14 protein-coding genes and 1 other annotated feature are annotated in these 20535 nt (G+C 40.8%); of the genes, 2 read left to right on the plus strand and 12 right to left on the minus strand.

The genetic code is table 11. From position 1 onward, the window contains the following. Window positions 1-126 precede the first annotated feature (126 nt). Window positions 127-1380 (minus strand): tyrosine--tRNA ligase, encoded by a 1254-nt coding sequence (gene tyrS / locus EQG49_RS04460; protein WP_133362846.1) that lies wholly within the window; start codon window positions 1378-1380, stop codon window positions 127-129. Window positions 1381-1648: 268 nt separating this feature from the next. Continuing rightward, window positions 1649-1838: a binding site (T-box leader), on the minus strand. 252 nt (window positions 1839-2090) lie between these two features. Between tyrS and EQG49_RS13660 the strand changes: the two genes are divergently transcribed. Then, window positions 2091-2267, plus strand: a complete 177-nt coding sequence (locus EQG49_RS13660) for a hypothetical protein (protein ID WP_165964782.1) — start codon at window positions 2091-2093, stop codon at window positions 2265-2267. Between the two features lie 214 nt (window positions 2268-2481). Here the strand turns inward: EQG49_RS13660 and EQG49_RS04465 are convergent, their stop codons facing one another. From EQG49_RS04465 to EQG49_RS04485, 6 genes are all read right to left on the minus strand, one after another. After that, window positions 2482-4119, minus strand: a complete 1638-nt coding sequence (locus tag EQG49_RS04465; protein WP_133362847.1) for a CAP domain-containing protein — start codon at window positions 4117-4119, stop codon at window positions 2482-2484. Window positions 4120-4259: 140 nt separating this feature from the next. After that, window positions 4260-5177 carry a C40 family peptidase gene (locus tag EQG49_RS04470; RefSeq protein WP_133362848.1) on the minus strand — a complete coding sequence of 306 codons (918 nt, stop codon included), beginning with the start codon at window positions 5175-5177 and terminating at the stop codon, window positions 4260-4262. A gap of 419 nt (window positions 5178-5596) precedes the next feature. Beyond that, the gene (locus EQG49_RS04475; protein WP_133362849.1) at window positions 5597-7408 is read right to left on the minus strand and encodes a MucBP domain-containing protein; all 1812 of its coding nucleotides are present in this window, start codon (window positions 7406-7408) and stop codon (window positions 5597-5599) included. A gap of 300 nt (window positions 7409-7708) precedes the next feature. Beyond that, entirely contained in the window at window positions 7709-7852 is a 144-nt protein-coding gene (locus tag EQG49_RS13665) for a hypothetical protein (RefSeq protein WP_165964783.1), read from the minus strand. 706 nt (window positions 7853-8558) lie between these two features. Then, on the minus strand, window positions 8559-9698 hold the full coding sequence (locus EQG49_RS04480) for a trans-sulfuration enzyme family protein (RefSeq protein WP_133362850.1): 1140 nt from the start codon (window positions 9696-9698) through the stop codon (window positions 8559-8561). 156 nt (window positions 9699-9854) lie between these two features. Next, a complete protein-coding gene (locus tag EQG49_RS04485; RefSeq protein ID WP_133362851.1) occupies window positions 9855-11288 on the minus strand; it encodes an ATP-binding protein in 1434 nt (477 codons plus the stop codon). Between the two features lie 205 nt (window positions 11289-11493). Between EQG49_RS04485 and EQG49_RS04490 the strand changes: the two genes are divergently transcribed. Then, window positions 11494-12663 (plus strand): NADH-dependent flavin oxidoreductase, encoded by a 1170-nt coding sequence (locus EQG49_RS04490; RefSeq protein WP_133362852.1) that lies wholly within the window; start codon window positions 11494-11496, stop codon window positions 12661-12663. Window positions 12664-12787: 124 nt separating this feature from the next. Here EQG49_RS04490 and EQG49_RS04495 read toward each other — a convergent pair whose 3' ends face one another. The 5 genes from EQG49_RS04495 to EQG49_RS04515 form a co-directional block, all read right to left on the minus strand. After that, a complete protein-coding gene (locus tag EQG49_RS04495) occupies window positions 12788-13045 on the minus strand; it encodes a YaaL family protein (RefSeq protein ID WP_133362853.1) in 258 nt (85 codons plus the stop codon). Next, entirely contained in the window at window positions 13045-13644 is a 600-nt protein-coding gene (gene recR / locus EQG49_RS04500; RefSeq protein ID WP_133362854.1) for a recombination mediator RecR, read from the minus strand. The genes EQG49_RS04495 and recR overlap by 1 nt, the downstream gene beginning before the upstream one ends. Window positions 13645-13920: 276 nt before the next feature. Continuing rightward, window positions 13921-15708: a hypothetical protein gene (locus EQG49_RS04505; protein ID WP_133362855.1), complete on the minus strand. Its 1788-nt coding sequence runs from the start codon at window positions 15706-15708 to the stop codon at window positions 13921-13923. Window positions 15709-16399: 691 nt separating this feature from the next. Next, window positions 16400-17260 (minus strand): abortive infection family protein, encoded by an 861-nt coding sequence (locus tag EQG49_RS04510; RefSeq protein ID WP_133362856.1) that lies wholly within the window; start codon window positions 17258-17260, stop codon window positions 16400-16402. A 63-nt stretch (window positions 17261-17323) separates the two neighbouring features. Further along, window positions 17324-20473 carry a type I restriction endonuclease subunit R gene (locus tag EQG49_RS04515; RefSeq protein WP_133362857.1) on the minus strand — a complete coding sequence of 1050 codons (3150 nt, stop codon included), beginning with the start codon at window positions 20471-20473 and terminating at the stop codon, window positions 17324-17326. Between the last annotated feature and the right edge of the window lie 62 nt (window positions 20474-20535).

The raw sequence follows: 20535 nt of genomic DNA on the forward strand, positions 1-20535 counted from the left end.
CAGAGTAAGAGATAGTAAGATTGTTGATCAAAGAGTAAGAGACAGTAAGATTAAGCACGCAAAAAACGTCTGACCACCACAACATGGTAGTCAGACGTTTTTTCATTTTACTAATTTAATCCGGGATTAACCGTTCACACGTCCCAAGAAGTACTTCTTCTTACCACGACGCACGATGACGAACTTGCCATCGTACATTGCTGTTGGGTCAACGATGGCTTCCAAATCCTTGATTTGTTCACCGTTAATCCGGATGGCGCCATTTTCAACGTCTTCACGGGCTTGGCGTTTTGACTTATCCACACCGGCGTCCACAATGAAGTCGACGATGTTTTTAGGTTCAGCCGTCAAGGCAAAATCAGGCATGTTGGCAAAGCCTTGTTCGATTTCGCTAGCCGTCAATTCTTGGACATCCCCTGAGAACAACGCTGCTGAAATTCGTTCCGCTTCTTCAACCGCAGCTGGGCTGTGGACAAATGCCGTCACTTCTTGAGCCAAGCGACGTTGAGCTTCACGCTTGCCGGGATCAGTTGCCACCGCCGTTTCCAAAGCCGCAATTTCTTCGTGGCTCAAGAAAGTGAAGTACTTCAAGTATTTCACAACATCCGCATCCGCTTGGTTGTACCAGAATTGGTAGAATTCGTAAGGTGACGTCTTGGCAGCATCCAACCAAACTGCACCGCCGGCTGATTTACCAAATTTCGTTCCGTCAGCCTTCAACATCAAAGGAATCGTCAAGCCGTAAGCTTTGGCTTCTGAACCTTCAAGCCGGTGGATTAAGTCAGTCCCAGCGGTGATGTTACCCCATTGATCGGCACCACCAACTTGGATTTGGACGTCTTCTTCGCGGAACAAGTGCAAGAAGTCCACAGATTGGAGAATTTGGTAGGTAAATTCAGTGTATGAAATCCCAACTTCCAAACGTGAAGCCACAACATCCTTCGCCAACATTGTGTTAACTGAGAACAACTTACCGTAGTCACGCAAGAAATCAAGCATGCCAATTTTTCCCAACCAGTCGCGGTTATTGACCACGCGGAAGTTTTCCGTTCCAAACAAGTGCACCATTTGGCCCGTCAAAGCTGATTCATTGTGCATAACTTGGTCCATCGTTTGGAGAACCCGTTCAGAGTTACGCCCTGATGGATCCCCGATTGAACCAGTTCCCCCACCAATAACAATCACAGGCTTGTGCCCAGCTAATTGGAAACGTTTCAAAATCATGAAGGGAATCAAGTGCCCGATGTGCATTGAATCCGCCGTTGGGTCAATCCCAGCGTACAAGCCAACTTGCTTTGCGCCCAATAATTCTTCCATTCCTGCTTCATCGGTTAATTGGTTAATGGCACCGCGCCATTTTAAATCACTTAAAATTTCCATGCTGTCTAGCCTCTTTTCTTTTTATGTATCTTGCAAATGTGTTCTTACTGCATGTGGATAAATGTGGGTGAACGTGGGTGAATACGTTAGCATCAGGTACAACGGTTTGTTTTGTCCTACTCTTCAGGACAAGAAAACACGCTTCCAAACTAGCGGCGTGGCTAGAGTTTCCTGCTGACATGATACGCCAAACAATCTCTGGTTACATGACACTAGCCTTCCGCCCAGCAAACAAAAAGTCCTTAGAACGCCTGCCAAAAACAGTCATTCTAAGGACGAAAAATTCGTGGTACCACCTTAATTCACTACATCATTGTAGCCTCAAGTCGTCGGTAACGAGACGAACCGCTCATGCTCCATAATTGTAATTCATTCCTCGGGCTTGGTTAGTTTCCAGCGACCACTAACTTTCTGAACAAGCTGCCAAGTAACTACTCTGATTACTTCATTGCATGTAAAATTTTAGCACGTCCCCACCAAAAAAGCCACATCGCTGTGACTTTTCTGTAAAACTATTTACCACGGTTAGTTCCGCGACATAGCGTATTAACGTCCCGTAATTTTAACCCAGCCTCCACGTATTAGCGGAATTTATTTACAAGTTGCAGAATCTTATCACTAAAAACGAATACAATCATTTTGCTTTCCTTATACATTAAGAGTATAGTTACATTTGTTCTTGGGGAAGAGAACGGAAATGAGGGGATTTAATGATTTTCAAACGATTCGGCGCCAATTTGATTGGATTTGCCATTTTAGCTGCGCTTTTAAAACTCCAAGCGACCTATAATAAGAAGCATGAGACTAAGCACTGGCTTGATCCATGGTTTTTTTTACTCGCAGTGGTAGCGGATGCTGTAATCCTGCTGTATTGGAATATTGATTAATTTCGGCGCAAGTAAAACTGTGCTGTGTTTAACTGCTTCTACAATAACACCTGTGGGCTGGTTTAAATATACAAATTGAGTGAAGTTAAAAGTGGTCGTATACCTATCTTTGCCGTAGAAACAGGTTTATATAAGGGGCGAAAACGTAACTATTTCAACTTAAATGATTTAGCGCAATTAAAAAAGCAACGGCCATAGGCTCGTTGCTTTTTTATTAGAAATCAAACACATCATCAAGGTTTAGTGTTGTACCAGCAGTAAATGTACCAAAGTCTGCGAAAGAAACTATACGACCTGTGGTCATAATATTAACTCCAAATCCAACACTTTCATAGTCCCCCATCTGAGTTATTTCATGTGGTGCACTATCAGTCCATTGTTGCACTAAAGAAACAGCAATTTGTGTATCGGTCTTAGTTCGATTAAAACCGTCCACCCACAATGAGTTTTCTTGTTTGGCCGCCAAAGCAAGCCCTGATGAAATCAATGCTTTATTCATGTCCGTTTCATAATCATCGTGTCCCGCAGAAGTCAATTTTTGTGCACGCATTTCTGCGAATTTTTGTAAAAATTGATTGTTAATCAACGCTGTTTTACCATTTGCTGAACGATGTGTGTTAAGTGCTATCACTTCAGCTAATTCAATACCATTTTCACGATCTTTTAAAGTCCTCGAGAAATCTTTGTCTAGCTTACTGTATTTCCCATTAGTAAAATTAGACAAGTCAATCGCATCATCGCCATCAGTAGTTGCTTTGTTGAAATATAGAGTAGTTATTTTGCCGTTTGCACCAACATATTCACCAGTTGGGCTCACAATCGAGTTGTCTAAATTACGTACTTGATAGCTTTGATATGCACTGTCTACCGATGTCTTAAAGTGAGGCTCCACAAAGATATGTGCTGATGAATAATCGTCTACATACTTTACAACTTGTGAGCCATCCGCCAAGTTATAACGCAACTCGCGTACAGAACCATCGCCTTCGATGAATGCTTGCGCTGGTTTGTAGCTCCTGTCGTTCTTGTCAGTGTATGTGTATTGGGTATATTCCTTTGGTACATTTAGCCAACCAGTTGTACTGTCTGAATCAGTTGAGTGACTACTATTTGATTGGGCATTTCCGCTGTCATTGGTTGATTGCGTACTGTTATTTGTGCTATTCGAATTGGTACTTGAAGTGGTAGTTGTTTTATTACCAGAACTTTGCTCCTTCTTAGGTGAAGAAGGAGCAAATTTTAATGCACTGGCAGGCAAATACCCGGACATTTTGCCACTAACTTGATAGTAAATAACGGACTTTGTACCTTGAACCACCGTGAGTTTATTATACACGCTAAACTTGTAGCTACCCTTCAAATCGGTAATTTCGGTATGCTTCATGTTAGCTTTAACACCAGTCTTCGTACCTGAGAAACCGTACAATGTGTACCATTCATTGGTGTTGGCTAATGATGCACTCGCAGCCATATTCTTACTTGATTTAATGTACCATGCTTTTGGAGCACCTTTTGCTAATTGTGATTTCAATACATACTTTTTCAAGTTACTTACATAGTAATAAGTTACCTTCTTAGCACCATGTTTTAATTTAATTTGCTTCGTTACATACAACTTGTTGTGAAACTTATTAGCAACAGATTTTTTTGATTTCAACACTCGCGCGTGTTTTCCGCCTTTAATTGCTACTGCTGAACCATTGGCTTTTTTCAAGTGATATACCGTTTTGTGCATTTTCTTCGCACTAACTTGCGCATATCGGGTTGCTGCTTCAGTTGGCTTTTCGTTGGATACCATTACTGTTGATAAAGCAACTACTGACAACAATGCCATTGACACCATTTTCTTCATAATATACTTGTCCCCTAATATTTTATTGGTAGAATTGTGGTCTGTTCTTAATCGATAACAATATGTTATCACTATTATTTGGTTGTGCCTATCGACTGACGAAAAAAGGGCAACCGTCCTTTGGTTACCCTTTCCTTTAATTACTTAACCCGCAAGGCAGTTTTCCAAGCGCCAGGGTGATAAGCACTATAACGTACACCGCCTTCGAGATCTTGCAAAATCTGACCATGCCCTACATACATAGCAACGTGACCCCAGTGCCATACAATATCGCCCGGCTTAACCGAGTACAAACTAATGTGACGCATACGTGAATGTTGACTAGAGGTTGTAGATCCAATGTCTTGCTTACCTGCCAAAAGGTAGGCAAGTTCAGTAAAGCCTGCGCAATCAGTACCCGCAGAAAGTGTGTGTCCATTGTAAACATAACGACCATACTTCAATGATTTAGCTGCCTTAACAACACGAGTACGCCAGTTAGCGTGTGACTGAGTAGTGGAATTATTCACTTGTAGTGTGTCGTCGCCCAAAATAGTGCCGTTGTACTTAACTGCCTTAGCCTTAGTAGCGGAAGTTGACTTAGTAGCAAGACTTACGATGTTATCTGACCACTTAAAGTACAATGTATCATTCTTACCCCAGCCAACCTTTACACCGTTGATGGTCTTTGAATGCCCCTTAGAAATGATGTGATATGCAGGGTTGTTATAACCAGTTGCGTATGACGGGCTAACAATGTATACTTCGCCATTACGCATCATACGAATATCATATTCAGCGGAAGCGTTTCCTCGGTTATGTGTATAACGCGTTTGCTTAGTATTTTCAAAAACCAAATTGGCGTGGCGAATCTTCTTACCATTTTTTGTTTCTTGGTAACCAACGGTAACGTACTTTGATACAACCTTTTGTTGGTAAATTGGTGCATCATGATACTCCTGACCAGTGAGATATGATTCAGTCCCGTTAATCATGGCGTGCCCTTGTGGTTGAGCAACTACAAACACACCAGCAATCGCGATTGCTGCAATTGCAGACTTAAAAACCTTGTTATTCATATTGATTTTCCCTATTCCCCATATTTTTTGCTCTCTTTCCCTACAAAAAAGAACTTAGTATACTAAAACACTTTCCAAAGCGTTTAAACTAACAACGAATTATGTTGTAACATCATTTTCAAAGTCCGCCAGTACCTCCGCGCCCGTTTTACCAATCTTCTTACCACCCACTTCTAATGTATTGACCTTTTAAGTTGCAAAATCTCGATTAGTTGCGTGTACTAACATCGCTTGAGAAATACCTGAGGCTTTGTCTATTTCATATCGAGTTGTATTATTCTCTGCTAGATATTCGTCTAAATTCATAGGCGTTACCTTTCTTATTTAATCGACATTCTCATCATACTGCCATTTTCGGTAGCGAGCAATATCAAATTGGTAAAAACAATATTGGAACCACCAAACTAATACTAACTACATTATTTCATGATAATTGCCACTGCAATCGGTGCGACACCGTCCTTGTATCCTAATCCATTGCCGTAGTATAATCCAACCGTAATTTTCGTGATAGAGTTACCCATAAGGGCATACCAGTGGGCACCGGTATCATGTTTAACACCACTTGCATCGATATATCCTTTATCATCATTATATCGGAAGCCTTGGAATAACTCTGAAGCATCAGGATTATCCATAGCTAAATCTTCTGTATAAGATATCGCGCTACCATCTAAACGTATGTGTTGTAAGCCATTTTGGAACCCTTCATCTGCCCGTGTGTCCGAATAAGTCTGAATATTCGAGCTTTCATCCAATGTAACTGGTTGAAGGCCTAATGAAGCGCGATCCGCGTTGACCAATTGCAGAAATTGTTCTGTGAATAATGTCCGATTCGCTGCTACGAGTGTACTTATTTCATTAATTGATAGTTGACTCGTATCATATGTGTAGTAATACGTCTGTACGTTACTTGCGGGATCGTCCTTGGCTATAATCGTTTGATTTTTAGCAGTCGTTGAATATGGATGGATTGCGAGCGGTGTTACAGTTACGTTACTACCTACCGTTGTTGCTATTGTTGTATCAGGTGCGATTGTCGTGCCACTTTGGTCAACGTAATGTACGGTAACTGTTGTTTTTGCCGCTGATGTCGAACTACTTGAACTTGGTGCTGCGTCTTTAGTATAAGTTGGATATACATATTGACCCTTTTCTGCAGTGACTGTGTATGGAGTATTATTTGATGATGGTGTATATCCATCAACTGCCGGCCAATCCGCAAATGTACTCCCTACCGGCACGGTATACGCGTAGGCGTCGTCTGTAATAGATACTCCGCCACGATCCTCCGGAACAACGTAAATTTTTACCATTGCATTGTTTGTTGACGAGGGACTTGAACTATCGCTTGATGCGTTAGAATTATCTTTACTTGGCTGTGTGTCATTATTAATCGATGTTGAACTTGATACACCAGAATTTGATGATGTTGAACTCGTATCAACTACTGACGTTTCTGTATCATTTTTGCCGTAACTAACACTACTTGAGCTACTTGCTACTGGCGACGTGTGTGACGAACTTATAGCTACTGAACTCCTTGATGCGACACTAGAACTCGATGAGCTTGGTTTTGTAGTTGGTTTGCTTGGGGCAACGTATAATCCAGCTACCAGTTTTGTACTAGGTACATACCAACCATCTTTAGTCCGATAGTAGGTTGTCGCTTTTGTCCCGCTAATCAACACCACTTTCTTAAATCCACTTGCATTCGTGTTTATCGCAAACGTTTTTGAACCATTTTTCTTGGCATTCGCGGTAGCGCCGGTAGTAGAACCCAGCAGTTTAAACCCTGTGGTCGTTCCTTTGAAATGATACGTTCCACCAACTGCGTTTGCGATTTTAATCCATGTAGCAGTTGGTTGACCTGAAATAACTTGTGTCGCTAGTACGTACTTCTTTAAACCACTAGAGTAATAATAGACAATGCTTTTGCCTTTTTGTTTTAATGTGACTTTTTTTGAAATTGAAAAACTATTGTGGAAATAATTGCTAGTAGATCCCGTAGCTACCAACTTTCCCTTTTTCTTTGATCCTGTAATTTTGAATAAACTAATTTTTCCGCTCTTTGCGTGATATGCACCACTAGCTTTCGCTGTTGTCGTAATTTGTACTTCGGTCGTGCTGGCATCAACAGTTTTAGCCAAACTAACACTAATTGTCGATGCTAACAATACAATTGCTAATATAGGGTACATTCCTTTTCCTACTGCTTTTTTACAGTCCATTATGTGTATTCCTTTTGATTTTTTTATGATAGCAGTTAACCTGCCATAGAATCTATCGACCAACGAAAGAAAAATCACGCTACTATTGTCCCTAGTATTCACTTTGCGTGATTTATCCTTCTATTCAGTTCTGCTTAATACTTTATTTTACTCGTTTAAGTAGCTTAATGGAATACGGTGCCAGTTATTCTATCGTGGGATTCGCATTTCTGTAATTTTATTTAACAATACTCACATACCATGGAATATACCTTTGGCACTAGTTTGAGTATTATTCCTAACTAACGAAGTGGTAGTAAATTACTTGGCGGGCGCGGTCGCCGTTTCGCTCGCAGCTAATGCTTTCGGACCATTCATTACTGGTGCTGCCATGCTGACACCCAAAGTTGCCAACATGATGTAACCTTTAACGCGATTCAATTGTTTAGTAGTCATTTTCTTCATAGGCTGTTTTCTTCCTTTATGCTGAATAATTTTTTAGTGTTTTTCAATAATTGCATTTCAGTAATTTATGACTCAATGTTATGTTTCCAATAATCTGCATTTCTAAATGAGATGTCTCTCATTCGATGTAGTTAAATTTACGCCCATTTTCCCAATCTGTCGTTAAAGTAAACTCATGAAAACGCTTGCGTCACAGACGTTTCAAGGTTATGAAGAAAGTGTGCCCCCAGGCGAATTTAGATTAAAATTGTTACATAAAAGCGCTTATGATGATTAGTTTTTGTGGTTATTATGTATTTAGGTGGGCCGTAGCTAGTAGACTGAATAAAATTGGCCACTACGTGCCAGCAAATTACTTGGCGCACCACGCTGGAAGCGCATTGCCAAGCCAAAGTGCGGTCTTGGCAAACTCGGGTAAGCTGGGCTTCTAAGGAATAAATTCCTAAGAAGCCTCAGCTCACCCTCAGCGACGATATGTGTTACACACATATATCGCCCCAGTCGCGGTGTAAAGTCTCCGACCGCCAAGCAATTTGCCGGCCACTCCGTTAGTTAGTAATAACTCTCAAACTAGCAAAAAATTGTCGTTGTGCGTCGAATTGCGTTAAAAACCAACTAAGGCGCTGAAATAAATGGAACAAAAAAACACGCTCCTGCTGATATGATCATTCAGCAAAAACGTGTTTCATAATATTTATTCTACTTATTAAAGCTTGGCAAAAGCTTGTGCCAAATCGGCAAGCAAGTCTTCGATGTCTTCCACACCAACAGAAATCCGGATTAATTCGTCAGCGATACCGTTTTGTAAACGGATTTCACGGGGAATTGAACCGTGGGTCATGACAGCTGGTACTTCAATCAATGATTCGATACCACCAAGTGATTCTGCCAAAGCAAACAACTTCGTACTTTCAACAAAGGTCTTCGCACTCAAGCCAGGTTGAAGTTCAAATGATAACATCCCACCGAAGCCACGCATTTGCTTCTTAGCAACTTCGTGATCTTCAGTGCCAGGGTGACCAGGATAGAAGATCTTCGCAACTTTATCGTTGTTAGCTAAGTATTCATACACAGCGTGGGTGTTTTCATTGTGGGCGCGCATCCGCACACCGAGCGTCTTGATTCCGCGTTGAACTAAGAATGAATCTTGAGGTCCAAGCACACCACCGATTGTGTTTTGGAAGAAGCCCATCTTTTCAGCATCTTCGTCAGTCTTAACAACTACCAAACCAGCAACGACGTCTGAGTGTCCGTTCAAATACTTCGTTGCTGAGTGCAACACAATATCAGCGCCTAATGGCAATGGATTTTGGTTGTAAGGTGTGGCAAAAGTGTTATCCACAATCAACTTAGCACCATAGCGGTGAGCAACTTCAGCAACCGCAGCAATGTCTGAAACGTGCAACAATGGGTTAGATGGTGATTCCAAGTAAACCCCACGCGTGTTAGGTTGCATTGCTGATTCAACGGCTGCCAAGTCAGCAGTATCCACTTCTGTGAAAGTATATCCAGCAGGCTTCAATACCGTGTTAACCAAACGGAAAGTACCACCATACACATCGTTACCAATGATAAAGTGACTACCTGGTTCAAAAGTTGCGAAAACAGTGTGGATCCCAGCCATCCCAGAACCAAAGGCAAAACCAGCGGTACCTTCTTCTAAGTCAGCAATCAATGATTCAAGTGCTGCCCGAGTTGGGTTACCAGTCCGTGAGTATTCCCACTTTGGTCCGCCACCCAATACCTTTTGGTGGTATGTTGACGTTTGGTAGATTGGTACGTTAACGGCACCAGTAAATTCGTCTTCTGAAATTCCGCCGTGAATCACTTTTGAATTAAAGTTCATTTTATATCCCTATTCCTTTATATCGATACGCTGCGCTTGCCAAATCACGCAATTACTGCATACTATTGTAACTTACTCACTTACTAATTATCAATATAAGAAATCGGTTTTACTGGAGTTTTTATTCCACGCAAACATTATCAGCCTGCCCAAACATTAATTACGCTCGTGCTTTAAGACATATTGCGTGTTGCGGGAACCACCAATTTTGTAGATTGCACCTTGTTCTAATAAATCTTCAATCACGCCCCGGCGCTTAGCATAACTAGGTTCAATCACTTCAAAGGCCTTCATTGATTGCGGCCCATCATTTAACATGACCACATATGGCATTTGCTTTTCATTTAATACTTCCCCTAATTCGTCAACGTAACCAATTTTCCAGAATTTAACAGTTGTGCCATCAATATCACTAACGAGTTCGGGTTGCTTTAAGTCAAATTCCTTCGCAATTTGGAAAACATTACGGCCACCATTGCCATATGATTCAACAATATTGGCCCGGCGAAAAATATTCATCATCACCTGATTGCGTGGATCCGATTTGCCACCAGTTTTATAGCGCCATTCAGAAACCCGCAGCTGACCGGGGTTACTAAACTCAAAATAATCATCGTACGACTTAATCATAACTCTGCCTTGACCACCGGTATAGCTAGCATGCATTAATGTGTTTGCTAGCAATTCACGCACGACCGACAGTTTCACTTCCGCATCATCACGCCGCATGCCCGTCACTGGGTTAATCGCGAGTGGATTATCAGTCCGGGCCTTAATATCGTTATAAACATCCACATAAAATGAAAATACATTTTGAACCGTATCAACGCCACTACCGGTAACAATCCGTTTACGATACCCCCGTGAAGCGGCTGTTGGTGTTACGGAATAATCTAAAAAGAAATTTGGGAATTTGGACGTGATGCTACGCCATTTGCCAACCATTAATAAACCACCCGCAGTTAGGTACCGATTATTATCCGTGGCACTCCGCAATGTATCGGTAATGCCAATTTCATATGCAAAATCAGCATCACTCAAATTCTGCATACGATTAGTGGGTTCCAAACTCAATATTTTTCCTTTTAAAATCGCGAAAGACTCCATATCGACATCCGCTTCAAAAGTAAAAAATTCTAAAATATGATTATCTTGATTTTCGGTGGAATCAGCAATCATGCGATTAATTTCGGCTTGCGTTAACCGTTGGTCGGCATCGCCAATTCGATAGTAAGCTTCCAATAGGTTACCTTTAATAAATACCGGCTTATCCAGACTTCCCACCCGTGGTACGGTTATTTTAATTACATTATGTCCTTCAACGTTAATAATTTGGGCATCAACCGTTGTCATTGCCGTGTATGAGACTACTTTTTGGCTGTGCGCATTGGTTACGAAATCTGCTAAAATTTGATCCGCGTTTTTTACCCCAACTGTTTCAAAATGTCCTTTTTTATTTTCAGCCACACCAAGGTAGATTGTCCCCCCATCAGTATTCAAAAAAGCACTATATGTTTCCCAAACTGAAGCTGGCAACCCACCCGTTGCCGTTTTATATTCTGTATGTACATCTTCGCGCGCCCATTCCATCACTATCACCCCCCATTATTTGCCCAAGCTACTTTTCTCGTTAATTATACAACATAAATAACGAGAAATGCAACTTTCTCGTTTTATCAAACAAGAACTTCGCATTTGTGCCATTACGGCCAAATTTATCGCCGAATGCATGACACTCAATATCGATTGTGCTATCCTTAATTCATCTAAAACACTCGCTACGAGGAGAGAAAAAATGGCTGAATACCAATTTTTAGCACCATTTACTTTGCGCAATGGTGTCACAATTAAAAACCGGATCGCAATGGCACCAACGACTTTGCGTTCTTCACTTTACGATGGTTCTGTCTCAGATAATGAGCTCGCATTTTACGATTTGCGGGCCGGCGCAACTGGCTTGATCGTAACTGAAGTGGCCAACGTGAACGCCCTTGGTAAAGGCTTTGAAGGCGAAATTTCAGTTGCCGATGACGATATGATTCCCGGTTTAGCTAAACTAGCCGGCACCATCAAAGCTAAGGGCTCAAAAGCAATTTTACAAATTTTCAGTGCTGGCCGCCAATCTTCTGTGGCCGTTTTACGCGGTCAACAACCGGTGAGTGCTTCAGCAGTTGCCTTTCCCCGCGACCCAAATGCAGATGAACCGCGCGCTTTAACCGAAGCTGAAATTTTGCAAACAATCAAAGACTTCGGTGACGCTACCCGCCGGGCTATCAAGGCCGGCTTTGATGGGGTGGAACTCCACGGTGCCAACCTATACTTGCTCCAACAATTCTTCTCACCTGACGCGAACCGTCGTGAGGACCAATGGGGTGGCAGCCTTGAAAACCGAATGCGCTTTGGTTTAGCGGTCGTTGATGAGGTAGCTACGGTTATCAAAAACGAAGCCGACCGCCCATTTATTCTCGGTTATCGTCAATCACCTGAAGAACCAATGAATCCAGGGATTGAAATCGCTGACTCACTTGCGATGGCAAAAGTCCTGGCGGATAAGCCCATCGACTACTTACACCTTTCATTGAAGGACGCCTTCCAATCACCTTTCAAAGACAAAACGGACCAAGAAGCCATCCTCGACAAATATTTGGCCATCTTGCCAGCAGACTTGCCGTTGATGATTGCCGGTTTACTCCGGACCCCGGAACAAGTCGAAGCGTTAATTCAACGCGGTGTCGCCTTTGCAGCGCTAGGTCGTGAATTAATAGTCGAACCTAATTGGGGTGAAAAAGTTATCGCTGGCGACGAAAAAGCTATTCGCTATGCCTTGTCACCAAGTGATACTGAATTATTGAACATCCCTCACAGTGTGGTCACATGGTTATACAGTCGTTTCAAGAATGGTTTGTCAGTCACAACCGACGAACAATACGATATTAATGATCCTGCTAAGTACTACAAGGGTTAAAATTTTCCATAGCAAAAAGGTCGAATCTACCTGCGATTCGACCTTTTTTATTTATAAATTTATATTTTTCCAACTCACGTCAGATGGAATATCTCCGTTTATATCGTTCTACCAATTAACCGACTTAATCCGTCGTAATCACACTCTGTTGAATGTGCCCACGGATATTCCGGCGCCGTGCTTCGCGGTAAAAGTAGAAAAATTTTTGCCGAGCTAATGCGGTCCGCGCTTGAATCATGCGCCCGTCATAGTTGCTTTCAGTCATCGCCCGTTCAGAAGCGCGAGCATCGTCCCAATCAGACTTCGCTAAATCAACTTGATCCATTAGCATGTCATCATATTCTTTACGCAAGCCACTGAATTTTTTCTTTTTATTAAACATTACAACTCAGTCCGCCCTTCAACAGCTTTAATCAAAGTCATTTCGTCAGCATAATCAATATCACTACCGACCGCCAAACCATGAGCGAGGCGCGTAACTTTGATACCGGCGGGCTTCAAGAGCCGTGACAAGTACATCGCCGTGGCTTCACCTTCTGAATTGGCATTCGTGGCAACAATCACTTCAGTAATCGCTTCGTTCGTTTGCAAACGTGTCACTAAGCTAGCGATATTGATATCATCGGGGCCTTTTCCTTCAAGCGGCGACAGCACCCCATGCAATACGTGGTATAAACCATGATATTCACGGGTATTTTCCATTGCCATCACGTCTTTAGCTTGTTCCACGACCAAAACCTCAGTTTGATCACGCGTTGGATCCGCACAAATTACACACGGATCGCTTTCCGTGATATTCCCACAGATACTACAAAAATGCAGGTCACGCTTGGCAGCAATCAACGCTTGGGCAAATCCCGTCACGTCTTCTTCATCCATGCCCAACGTAAAAAACGCCAGTCGCGTTGCGGACTTTTGCCCAATCCCGGGGAGTTTAGTGTAGCTGTCGATTAATTGGGCGATTGGTTCTGGGTATTGCATAACGGTTGCTTCCTTTCTTTTTCGATGTCGCTTAAACGGTCAATTATTATCTTAATATCATACCATATTTAGCGAAATGAAAAAGGTGCGGGAATCAAATCTAATTGTAGCCAATCCATCTCAACATTCATTTCTTATATTCACATCTACATAAAAATAGCTTAACCGCGCGTGTTTCAGCACTTAGTTAAGCCATTTCAGGACTGAATTATACCCCATATTCTTTAATACCCTGCATAGAAAAAGGATTGAGGGATAATTGGACATGACCAAGGCTTACTTCTTAATACTTGCTGAGTATTCATTCATTACATATATACCTAATTTAGAATTCCGCTGTTCTTCATCTTCATTCAAAATATATTCTGACATTGCACTGCGCGCATCAATATCGTATAACAAATTAGCCATTAATTCATAATAGCGATCAATTACAACTCTTGTGCATTGAGCAATCATGTCTTTTAATGAAACATATTCTTCAACAGTACCCCACAAGAAGATTGCCAACACTGCTTTTTCGACCGATGTTCGTCTAATATCTGATATTGATTTAACGGCAATATTTCGAATTTTTTCTATATTTCGCCCATCGTCAACATAGTCACCCCAATAATCAGAAGCATAGAGAATTTCCTTTGCTGTTGGGTAATTCATAAACCTAATCTTTCTTGTATCAGTATGCTTTACTAACTGTTCCAACGAAACGTTAACTCGATCTTTGGGATGTTCTTCAAGCAACCATCGATAATCTTCAATTCCAATTCCTTCAATAACCTCACCATCAAGGAATGCAGCTTTTGCTTTATGATGTCCATCAATAACATGCGTCATAAACCCATAAGGAAACATTTCAAGAATTCTCCCTTTATACTCGCGGCGTCGATACTTCTCAACGGTTTCAGTATTAATAGAGGAACTATTTTGCGTTGGAATCAAGTATTGGGGCCAAACATCCATAAAGTTACCATCTTCATTTGGTTGCACGCTAGCAGTTATATCTGCGTAATCAGACTCATTCTGAAATAATTCATTTTCCCCGTTTGTAGGAATCAACCATCTATTCGAAATTTGATACACACTTGGTTCCATCATTAATAACAATGGCTCCAAAGTTTTTATTATTTCTCCAAATGTTGAATCCTTATTTTCCGTAACCTTACGATAGGGTATTAATATGTCTTCTAGTGCTTTGCGATCAAGATTGGTTACACGTCGCAATGTCCAATCCATTGTATCCGTGTCGTAATCAGTATGTGCCTCCACAAAAGGAACATCATCTAATGATATTGTCCGGTCAACTTCTAAAGCATCATAACCATGTGACCTACTTCTTGATGTGATTCGAGGCTTGCTACCTTTCACTACAGCATAGACACTTTCACATAATTTGTTTTCTGGATATTCTGATTCACCTGAACGAATAAAGTATTCAATCCTTGGTTCAACCAACTCCATAATTGATACCAAGAAAAATGAATCCCAAATTGATCGACCATGAAACTTATGCCGCAATATTGACTCCACATCATCAGCCTCGAATCTAATCCCATAATATGGACTTCTTTCAATAATCCAATTGTTTCTTGGCCTAGTAATATAATACATATATCCATTAAATTCCACCTGAATGTTCTCACCCAATTTCATCCAGTCAACTAACTGATTGAGACTACTTAACGGATAAAGAAATACTACATCAGACATGCTTACAATTGATTTACTTTCAGTCCGAGAATCCAGCACCTTTATAGTTTTCTCAGAATCATCAACATCAAAAACATCCCCAATCACGCTGTGACCGTCCCGGAAAACAGCTCGAATTCTATGATTACGGTATTTTTCCAAATCACACCATTCGTGCGTCTCATCTAGCGATAATTCTGTTAAGGCGCTGATTGATGAAATATTCTCATCATTAACTGTCCGATCTCCGTCAAGTGTTATCATATAATTCGGTTGCCAATCATACTTAACAACAAGCCCAGCAAATCGTGTACCATCATTCTTTTTTACATAAACTCGCTGACCGACAAGTCTATATAGCAAATCAACATTGTACATAAGGCACCTCCATGAAAGTTATTTACTTCTATTATACCAATTAATTCTTCTTTCACTGCTTCACAAAAAAGGTATGACCCAAACATGAACCATACCATAAAATATCGAATTGAATAACCGGGATAACAAAGGGTTCTCATAACGTCAATATCCATCGTAACTTTAATTGATGAAACCCGCATTAAATCAATCTTTTGCTCAAATCTACAATCAAATATCACCGAATTATTGTAGATTCTGGATATTGTATAATGGCTTCTTCCTTTCTTTTACGATGTAGCTTAAACGGTCAATTACTGGCTTAATATCGTACCATTTATCAGCAAAATACGGACTAATCTCGCCATTTCTTGTTAAGTATAAGTTGCTGTTACTGTTAGCTCAGAGGGAAGTGGAAATCTATACCAAACAAAACTGGCAAACTAGCAAACATTTTATAATCACGCGATGCGTATTACTAGGGGTGATTAATCTGCTGGTGCTTTTAATTGATAGATTTTGGTGTCGAAAACCGAACTTTGATTGGCCCACAGAAGACTGTTTATCGCTTAATCTTAGGACACAAGGAATTGCATATGTCAAAAGGTCAAAAAATGCGGACGATGTTTTGGCCTTTTAAAATTAATTCGTAAACATCTATTCTGCAACTGGAAAATATGTCGATTTTAACACTGTTTAAGTCGTTCTACCGCTACTTCATATTATCTTTTATTTTTCGTTCATTCATAGTATCTACCAAAAAATTAATTAGTGTTGTCGTTGCTCCCACTGCCAATTCGGCGTAGCGCGCCGGCAATTGTACATACTCATCACCATGTCCATGACCTGTTCCAAATTTATTTCTAAGCAAATTCATATTTTCTGCAACTTGGCTTAGCGAACCCAATATTTTTACGGATATTTTGCCTAGTTCATCATTTCTATCTTGACTAGCAGTATTGAGCTCGAGCACATCCACAACTTTTTTGTAGAGCTTTGTCATATCATCACGCTTAGAATCGTATGTCACATTCATTTCAGTCAGGACAAGCTTATACGTACTTTCTAGAAGATCTTTTGCATTTCCAATCGCAGCATTCGGATCATTACTTGAAACTTCAATCATCCGATCTATCCGTTTATTAATTTCAGCATGTGACAAGTTGTCCCTTATCTCCTCAACAAATAAAGGTACACGTTTCTCGTTTTCCGCCAAAATGGCTTTAATTTTCGGATACAATCCAGTCCAATCACTATTGTATGTATCCTTACCTTTAAATCCAATTTCATAGTATTTAACCAAATCATTGGAAAGTTTTATTATTAACTTATCGTCACTTTCTCTAATAAACTTCGCAATTGACTTTGCCTTAGAAAGTCCGTACATTGTTTTAACGGCAATTCCAATACTATCAGTTGTAAAATCATCAAGTGTTTTATCTGAAAAATCAAACAAGTAACCATCACCATTGTTAAAAAATTGAATCAAATATGCTTTATCCTCTGTGCTTAACATATTTTTTATTCCTCCGTTTTTATCATGACGCACTTGCATTCTAGCTTTTGTATCCACTAACTTTCTCTATTATCAATAAAATTATGTACCGGGAGCTAGCCAAACACTAGCTCTCTGTAGTTAACTTTCGTTCAACGCCATCTTTTCTGCCTGTTCAACAACTGTATCAACAGCTTCAACAGCAAAATCAGGTGGATATCCAAATTCACGCAATAACTTCTTAACTTCACGACGCATCAACGCTTTAACATTTGAACGCCGAGTCCAGTCAGTACCAGCATTCTTCCGAACACTCTTCACTAACTCGCTTGCAAGTTGATGGAGTTTTTCTTCCCCCATCTCTTCAACAGCACGATCATGGTCAGCCAATGCATCATAGAAAGCAACTTCTTCGGGCGATAGTCCGAGTTCTTGTCCTTCTTGCTTTGCTTCATTAATTTCCTTTGCCATTTCAATCAAGTTACGAATGGCAATTTCAGTTGTTAATCCGCGAGCATTATACAATTCGATTGCAGCTTCCAATGCTTCTTGAAATTTACGTGCCTTAATCAAATTACTACGTGACAACGATTTAACTTGCCCCTTCAACAACCGTTCAAGCAAACTAAGGGCAGTATTTTTTTCAGGCAATTGCTCAACTTCAGCCAGGAAAGCATCCGATAGTAAATTAAGCTCAGGACGATCGAGCCCAAGCTCCTCATACAGATCGACAACATCTCCAGGAATAATTGATTTATCAAGTAATTGTCGCATGCGGTAATCAATTTCCCTTTCGCTCATTGCGCCAGTAGTTGCCTTCAACTTGATAATTGCGTTCTTCAAGGCAACGAAGAAAGACATCTCATCTGCGATGTCTTGTGCATCAGGCTGTGTAGCTACTAGTGCAAACGCACGCTGCAGTTGGGTGACTGTATCAAGATACCCTTTTTGTTCCTCATCATTCAATGCAGTTAACTCATTAAGCACTGTACGTAAAGTGTGCATCCGCATACTACGATCTGAAGAATTGAAATCAGCATAATCAATACCATACAAATAATCGCGAGTGATTATTTGATATTTTTCAAGCATTACGGCGAGTGCTTTTTCAATACTGATACCGGTCTGCTTTTGGTCAGATGGAGAGTATTGTTTCAGTGCTTGCTTCAAATCATCGGCAATTCCCAAATAATCAACAACTAATCCATTTTCTTTATCACGAAACACACGGTTAACGCGGGCAATTGCTTGCATTAAGTTATGACCGTGCATCGGCTTATCAATATACATAGTATTAGTAGCGGGTGCATCAAATCCCGTAAGCCACATATCGACAACGATAACAATTTGTAGTTCATCATCATTATCTTTCATCCGGCGTTGTAGCTTAGCGCGATCTTTTTTTGATGTATGGTGCGCAACTAGCTCAGCGTCATCCGAAGCCGCCGCTGTCATAATAATTTTTATTTTACCAGAATCAATATCATCTGAATGCCACCCCGGACGTAATGCAATAATTTCGTCATAAATTTTAACTGCGTTACGCCGTGACATCGCAACAATCATCGCCTTACCGAATTCTTGCTGTTGTCGTAACTCAAAGTGGTCAACAAAATGTCTTACCAATTTTTTTACACGCGGCGTAGCACCAGCTATTGATTCTAACCGAGTCAATTCTTGTTTACGCTTTGCATTCGGATCAACATCGCCATCAGTATCGTATGCAAGTCCCGCTTCGTGAAGTAAGTCATCATATTGTTTTTGCGCATGTTCCTCCATCGTTAATGGTATGACGTGGCTTTCGTAATAAATCTTAACAGTTGCATGGTCAGCAACTGCTTGTGTCATATCATAGACGTCAATGTAGTCACCAAATACAGCTTGTGTCGATTTATCAGATTGATCAATCGGTGTACCCGTAAAACCAATGAATGAGGCATTAGGTAAGGCATCTCGGAGATATTTTGCGTATCCATACCGAGTACCATTTTCACCGGTATACTTAGATGTTAAACCGTATTGACTACGGTGAGCTTCATCAGCCATGACAATTACATTTGAACGATTAGTCAAAACTGGCATTTCTTGTTCGCCATTCAATGTATCTGGGGCAAACTTTTGAATAGTCGTGAATACAATTCCGCCAGCATTGACTGATAATAAGCGTCGCATATCCTCACGCCCAGTTAGACCTAACTCTTCCTTAGCTTGACTTGGGACTTGCCCCAAAAAATCACTCGCAGCCCCGAAAGTTCCTGCTAATTGGTCATCCAAATCATTACGGTCATTAATCACAACAATTGTAGGGTTATTCAATTCGCGAGCAACAATCCCTGAGTAGAAAACCATTGATAACGATTTTCCAGAACCTTGTGTATGCCAAACGACACCAATTCGATTATCATCTGGATTTTCAATAGTCCGCCGTGTCGCCGCAATGGCTTTATTGACCATATAGTATTGATGATAGGCTGCTAAAATTTTAAAAGTCTTATCGCCATCTTGTTCAAAAATAATGAAATTTTTAATGATATCAAGTAACGTCTTTGGTTCCATCATTCCCCGAATTAGACTATCAAGTTGTAAGCCTGCCATGGTAACACCGCTCACTTCATCCGGTAAACGCCACTGCATAAACCGGTCTTCACCAGCAGTCAATGAACCAGCGCGTGCGCTAATACCATCTGAAATGACCAGAATTTCGTTGTACTGCATATAATTGTCAATTTCTGCCTTATAGGTTTGAAATTGATTCCACGCATCTGAAATACCGACGTTTTCGTTGTCTAAATCTTTAAATTCAAAAGTGACTAATGGCAATCCATTAACAAATAATGAAACATCAGGACGACGCTCATGCTCGCCTTGCTTCATCGTAAACTGACTAGTCGCAACAAAATCATTTTGACCTACATCCTCAAAATCAATTACCCTCAAAGTCAATGTCCGAGTTTCTCCAACGATTGAGCGTTTAATCTTTGCACCACCAATAATCAACCTGTGTAAAAAGTGATTATTAGTCATCATGTCCGGACTATCTGCCAGCTGTTCAAATTGTTTAACCGCTTCGTCATAAACATCTGTATCATACCCGGGATTAAATTTTTGCAGTGCGCTATATAAACGTCTACGTAAAATTGGCGTTCGGTCATCACCATTTCGTTCATCATTGATTGTCGGATTTGGATTTTTATAATCATGACTACGATATGTCGCGTAACCAAGTGTTTCCAACAAGTCGAGTGCTTGTTGTTCAACATCGTCTTCGGATGTGTATGATTTTATGCTCATTTTCTTACCTCCTCTGTTTAGTTGTTGCTTGCTGAGTAAATGATAATTTAGCTGAGCTGTCA

It is taken from the genome of Periweissella cryptocerci, assembly GCF_004358325.1.
GTDB classification, from domain to species: domain Bacteria; phylum Bacillota; class Bacilli; order Lactobacillales; family Lactobacillaceae; genus Periweissella; species Periweissella cryptocerci.

Coding starts and splice junctions, on each gene's coding strand:
- EQG49_RS04475 (WP_133362849.1), bottom strand. CDS start 7,408: ATGGACTGTAAAAAAGCAGTAGGAAAAGGAATGTACCCTATATTAGCA.
- tyrS (WP_133362846.1), bottom strand. CDS start 1,380: ATGGAAATTTTAAGTGATTTAAAATGGCGCGGTGCCATTAACCAATTA.
- EQG49_RS04505 (WP_133362855.1), bottom strand. CDS start 15,708: ATGTACAATGTTGATTTGCTATATAGACTTGTCGGTCAGCGAGTTTAT.
- EQG49_RS04515 (WP_133362857.1), bottom strand. CDS start 20,473: ATGAGCATAAAATCATACACATCCGAAGACGATGTTGAACAACAAGCA.
- EQG49_RS04465 (WP_133362847.1), bottom strand. CDS start 4,119: ATGAAGAAAATGGTGTCAATGGCATTGTTGTCAGTAGTTGCTTTATCA.
- recR (WP_133362854.1), bottom strand. CDS start 13,644: ATGCAATACCCAGAACCAATCGCCCAATTAATCGACAGCTACACTAAA.
- EQG49_RS13660 (WP_165964782.1), top strand. CDS start 2,091: ATGATTTTCAAACGATTCGGCGCCAATTTGATTGGATTTGCCATTTTA.
- EQG49_RS04470 (WP_133362848.1), bottom strand. CDS start 5,177: ATGAATAACAAGGTTTTTAAGTCTGCAATTGCAGCAATCGCGATTGCT.
- EQG49_RS13665 (WP_165964783.1), bottom strand. CDS start 7,852: ATGAAGAAAATGACTACTAAACAATTGAATCGCGTTAAAGGTTACATC.
- EQG49_RS04480 (WP_133362850.1), bottom strand. CDS start 9,698: ATGAACTTTAATTCAAAAGTGATTCACGGCGGAATTTCAGAAGACGAA.
- EQG49_RS04490 (WP_133362852.1), top strand. CDS start 11,494: ATGGCTGAATACCAATTTTTAGCACCATTTACTTTGCGCAATGGTGTC.
- EQG49_RS04495 (WP_133362853.1), bottom strand. CDS start 13,045: ATGTTTAATAAAAAGAAAAAATTCAGTGGCTTGCGTAAAGAATATGAT.
- EQG49_RS04485 (WP_133362851.1), bottom strand. CDS start 11,288: ATGGAATGGGCGCGCGAAGATGTACATACAGAATATAAAACGGCAACG.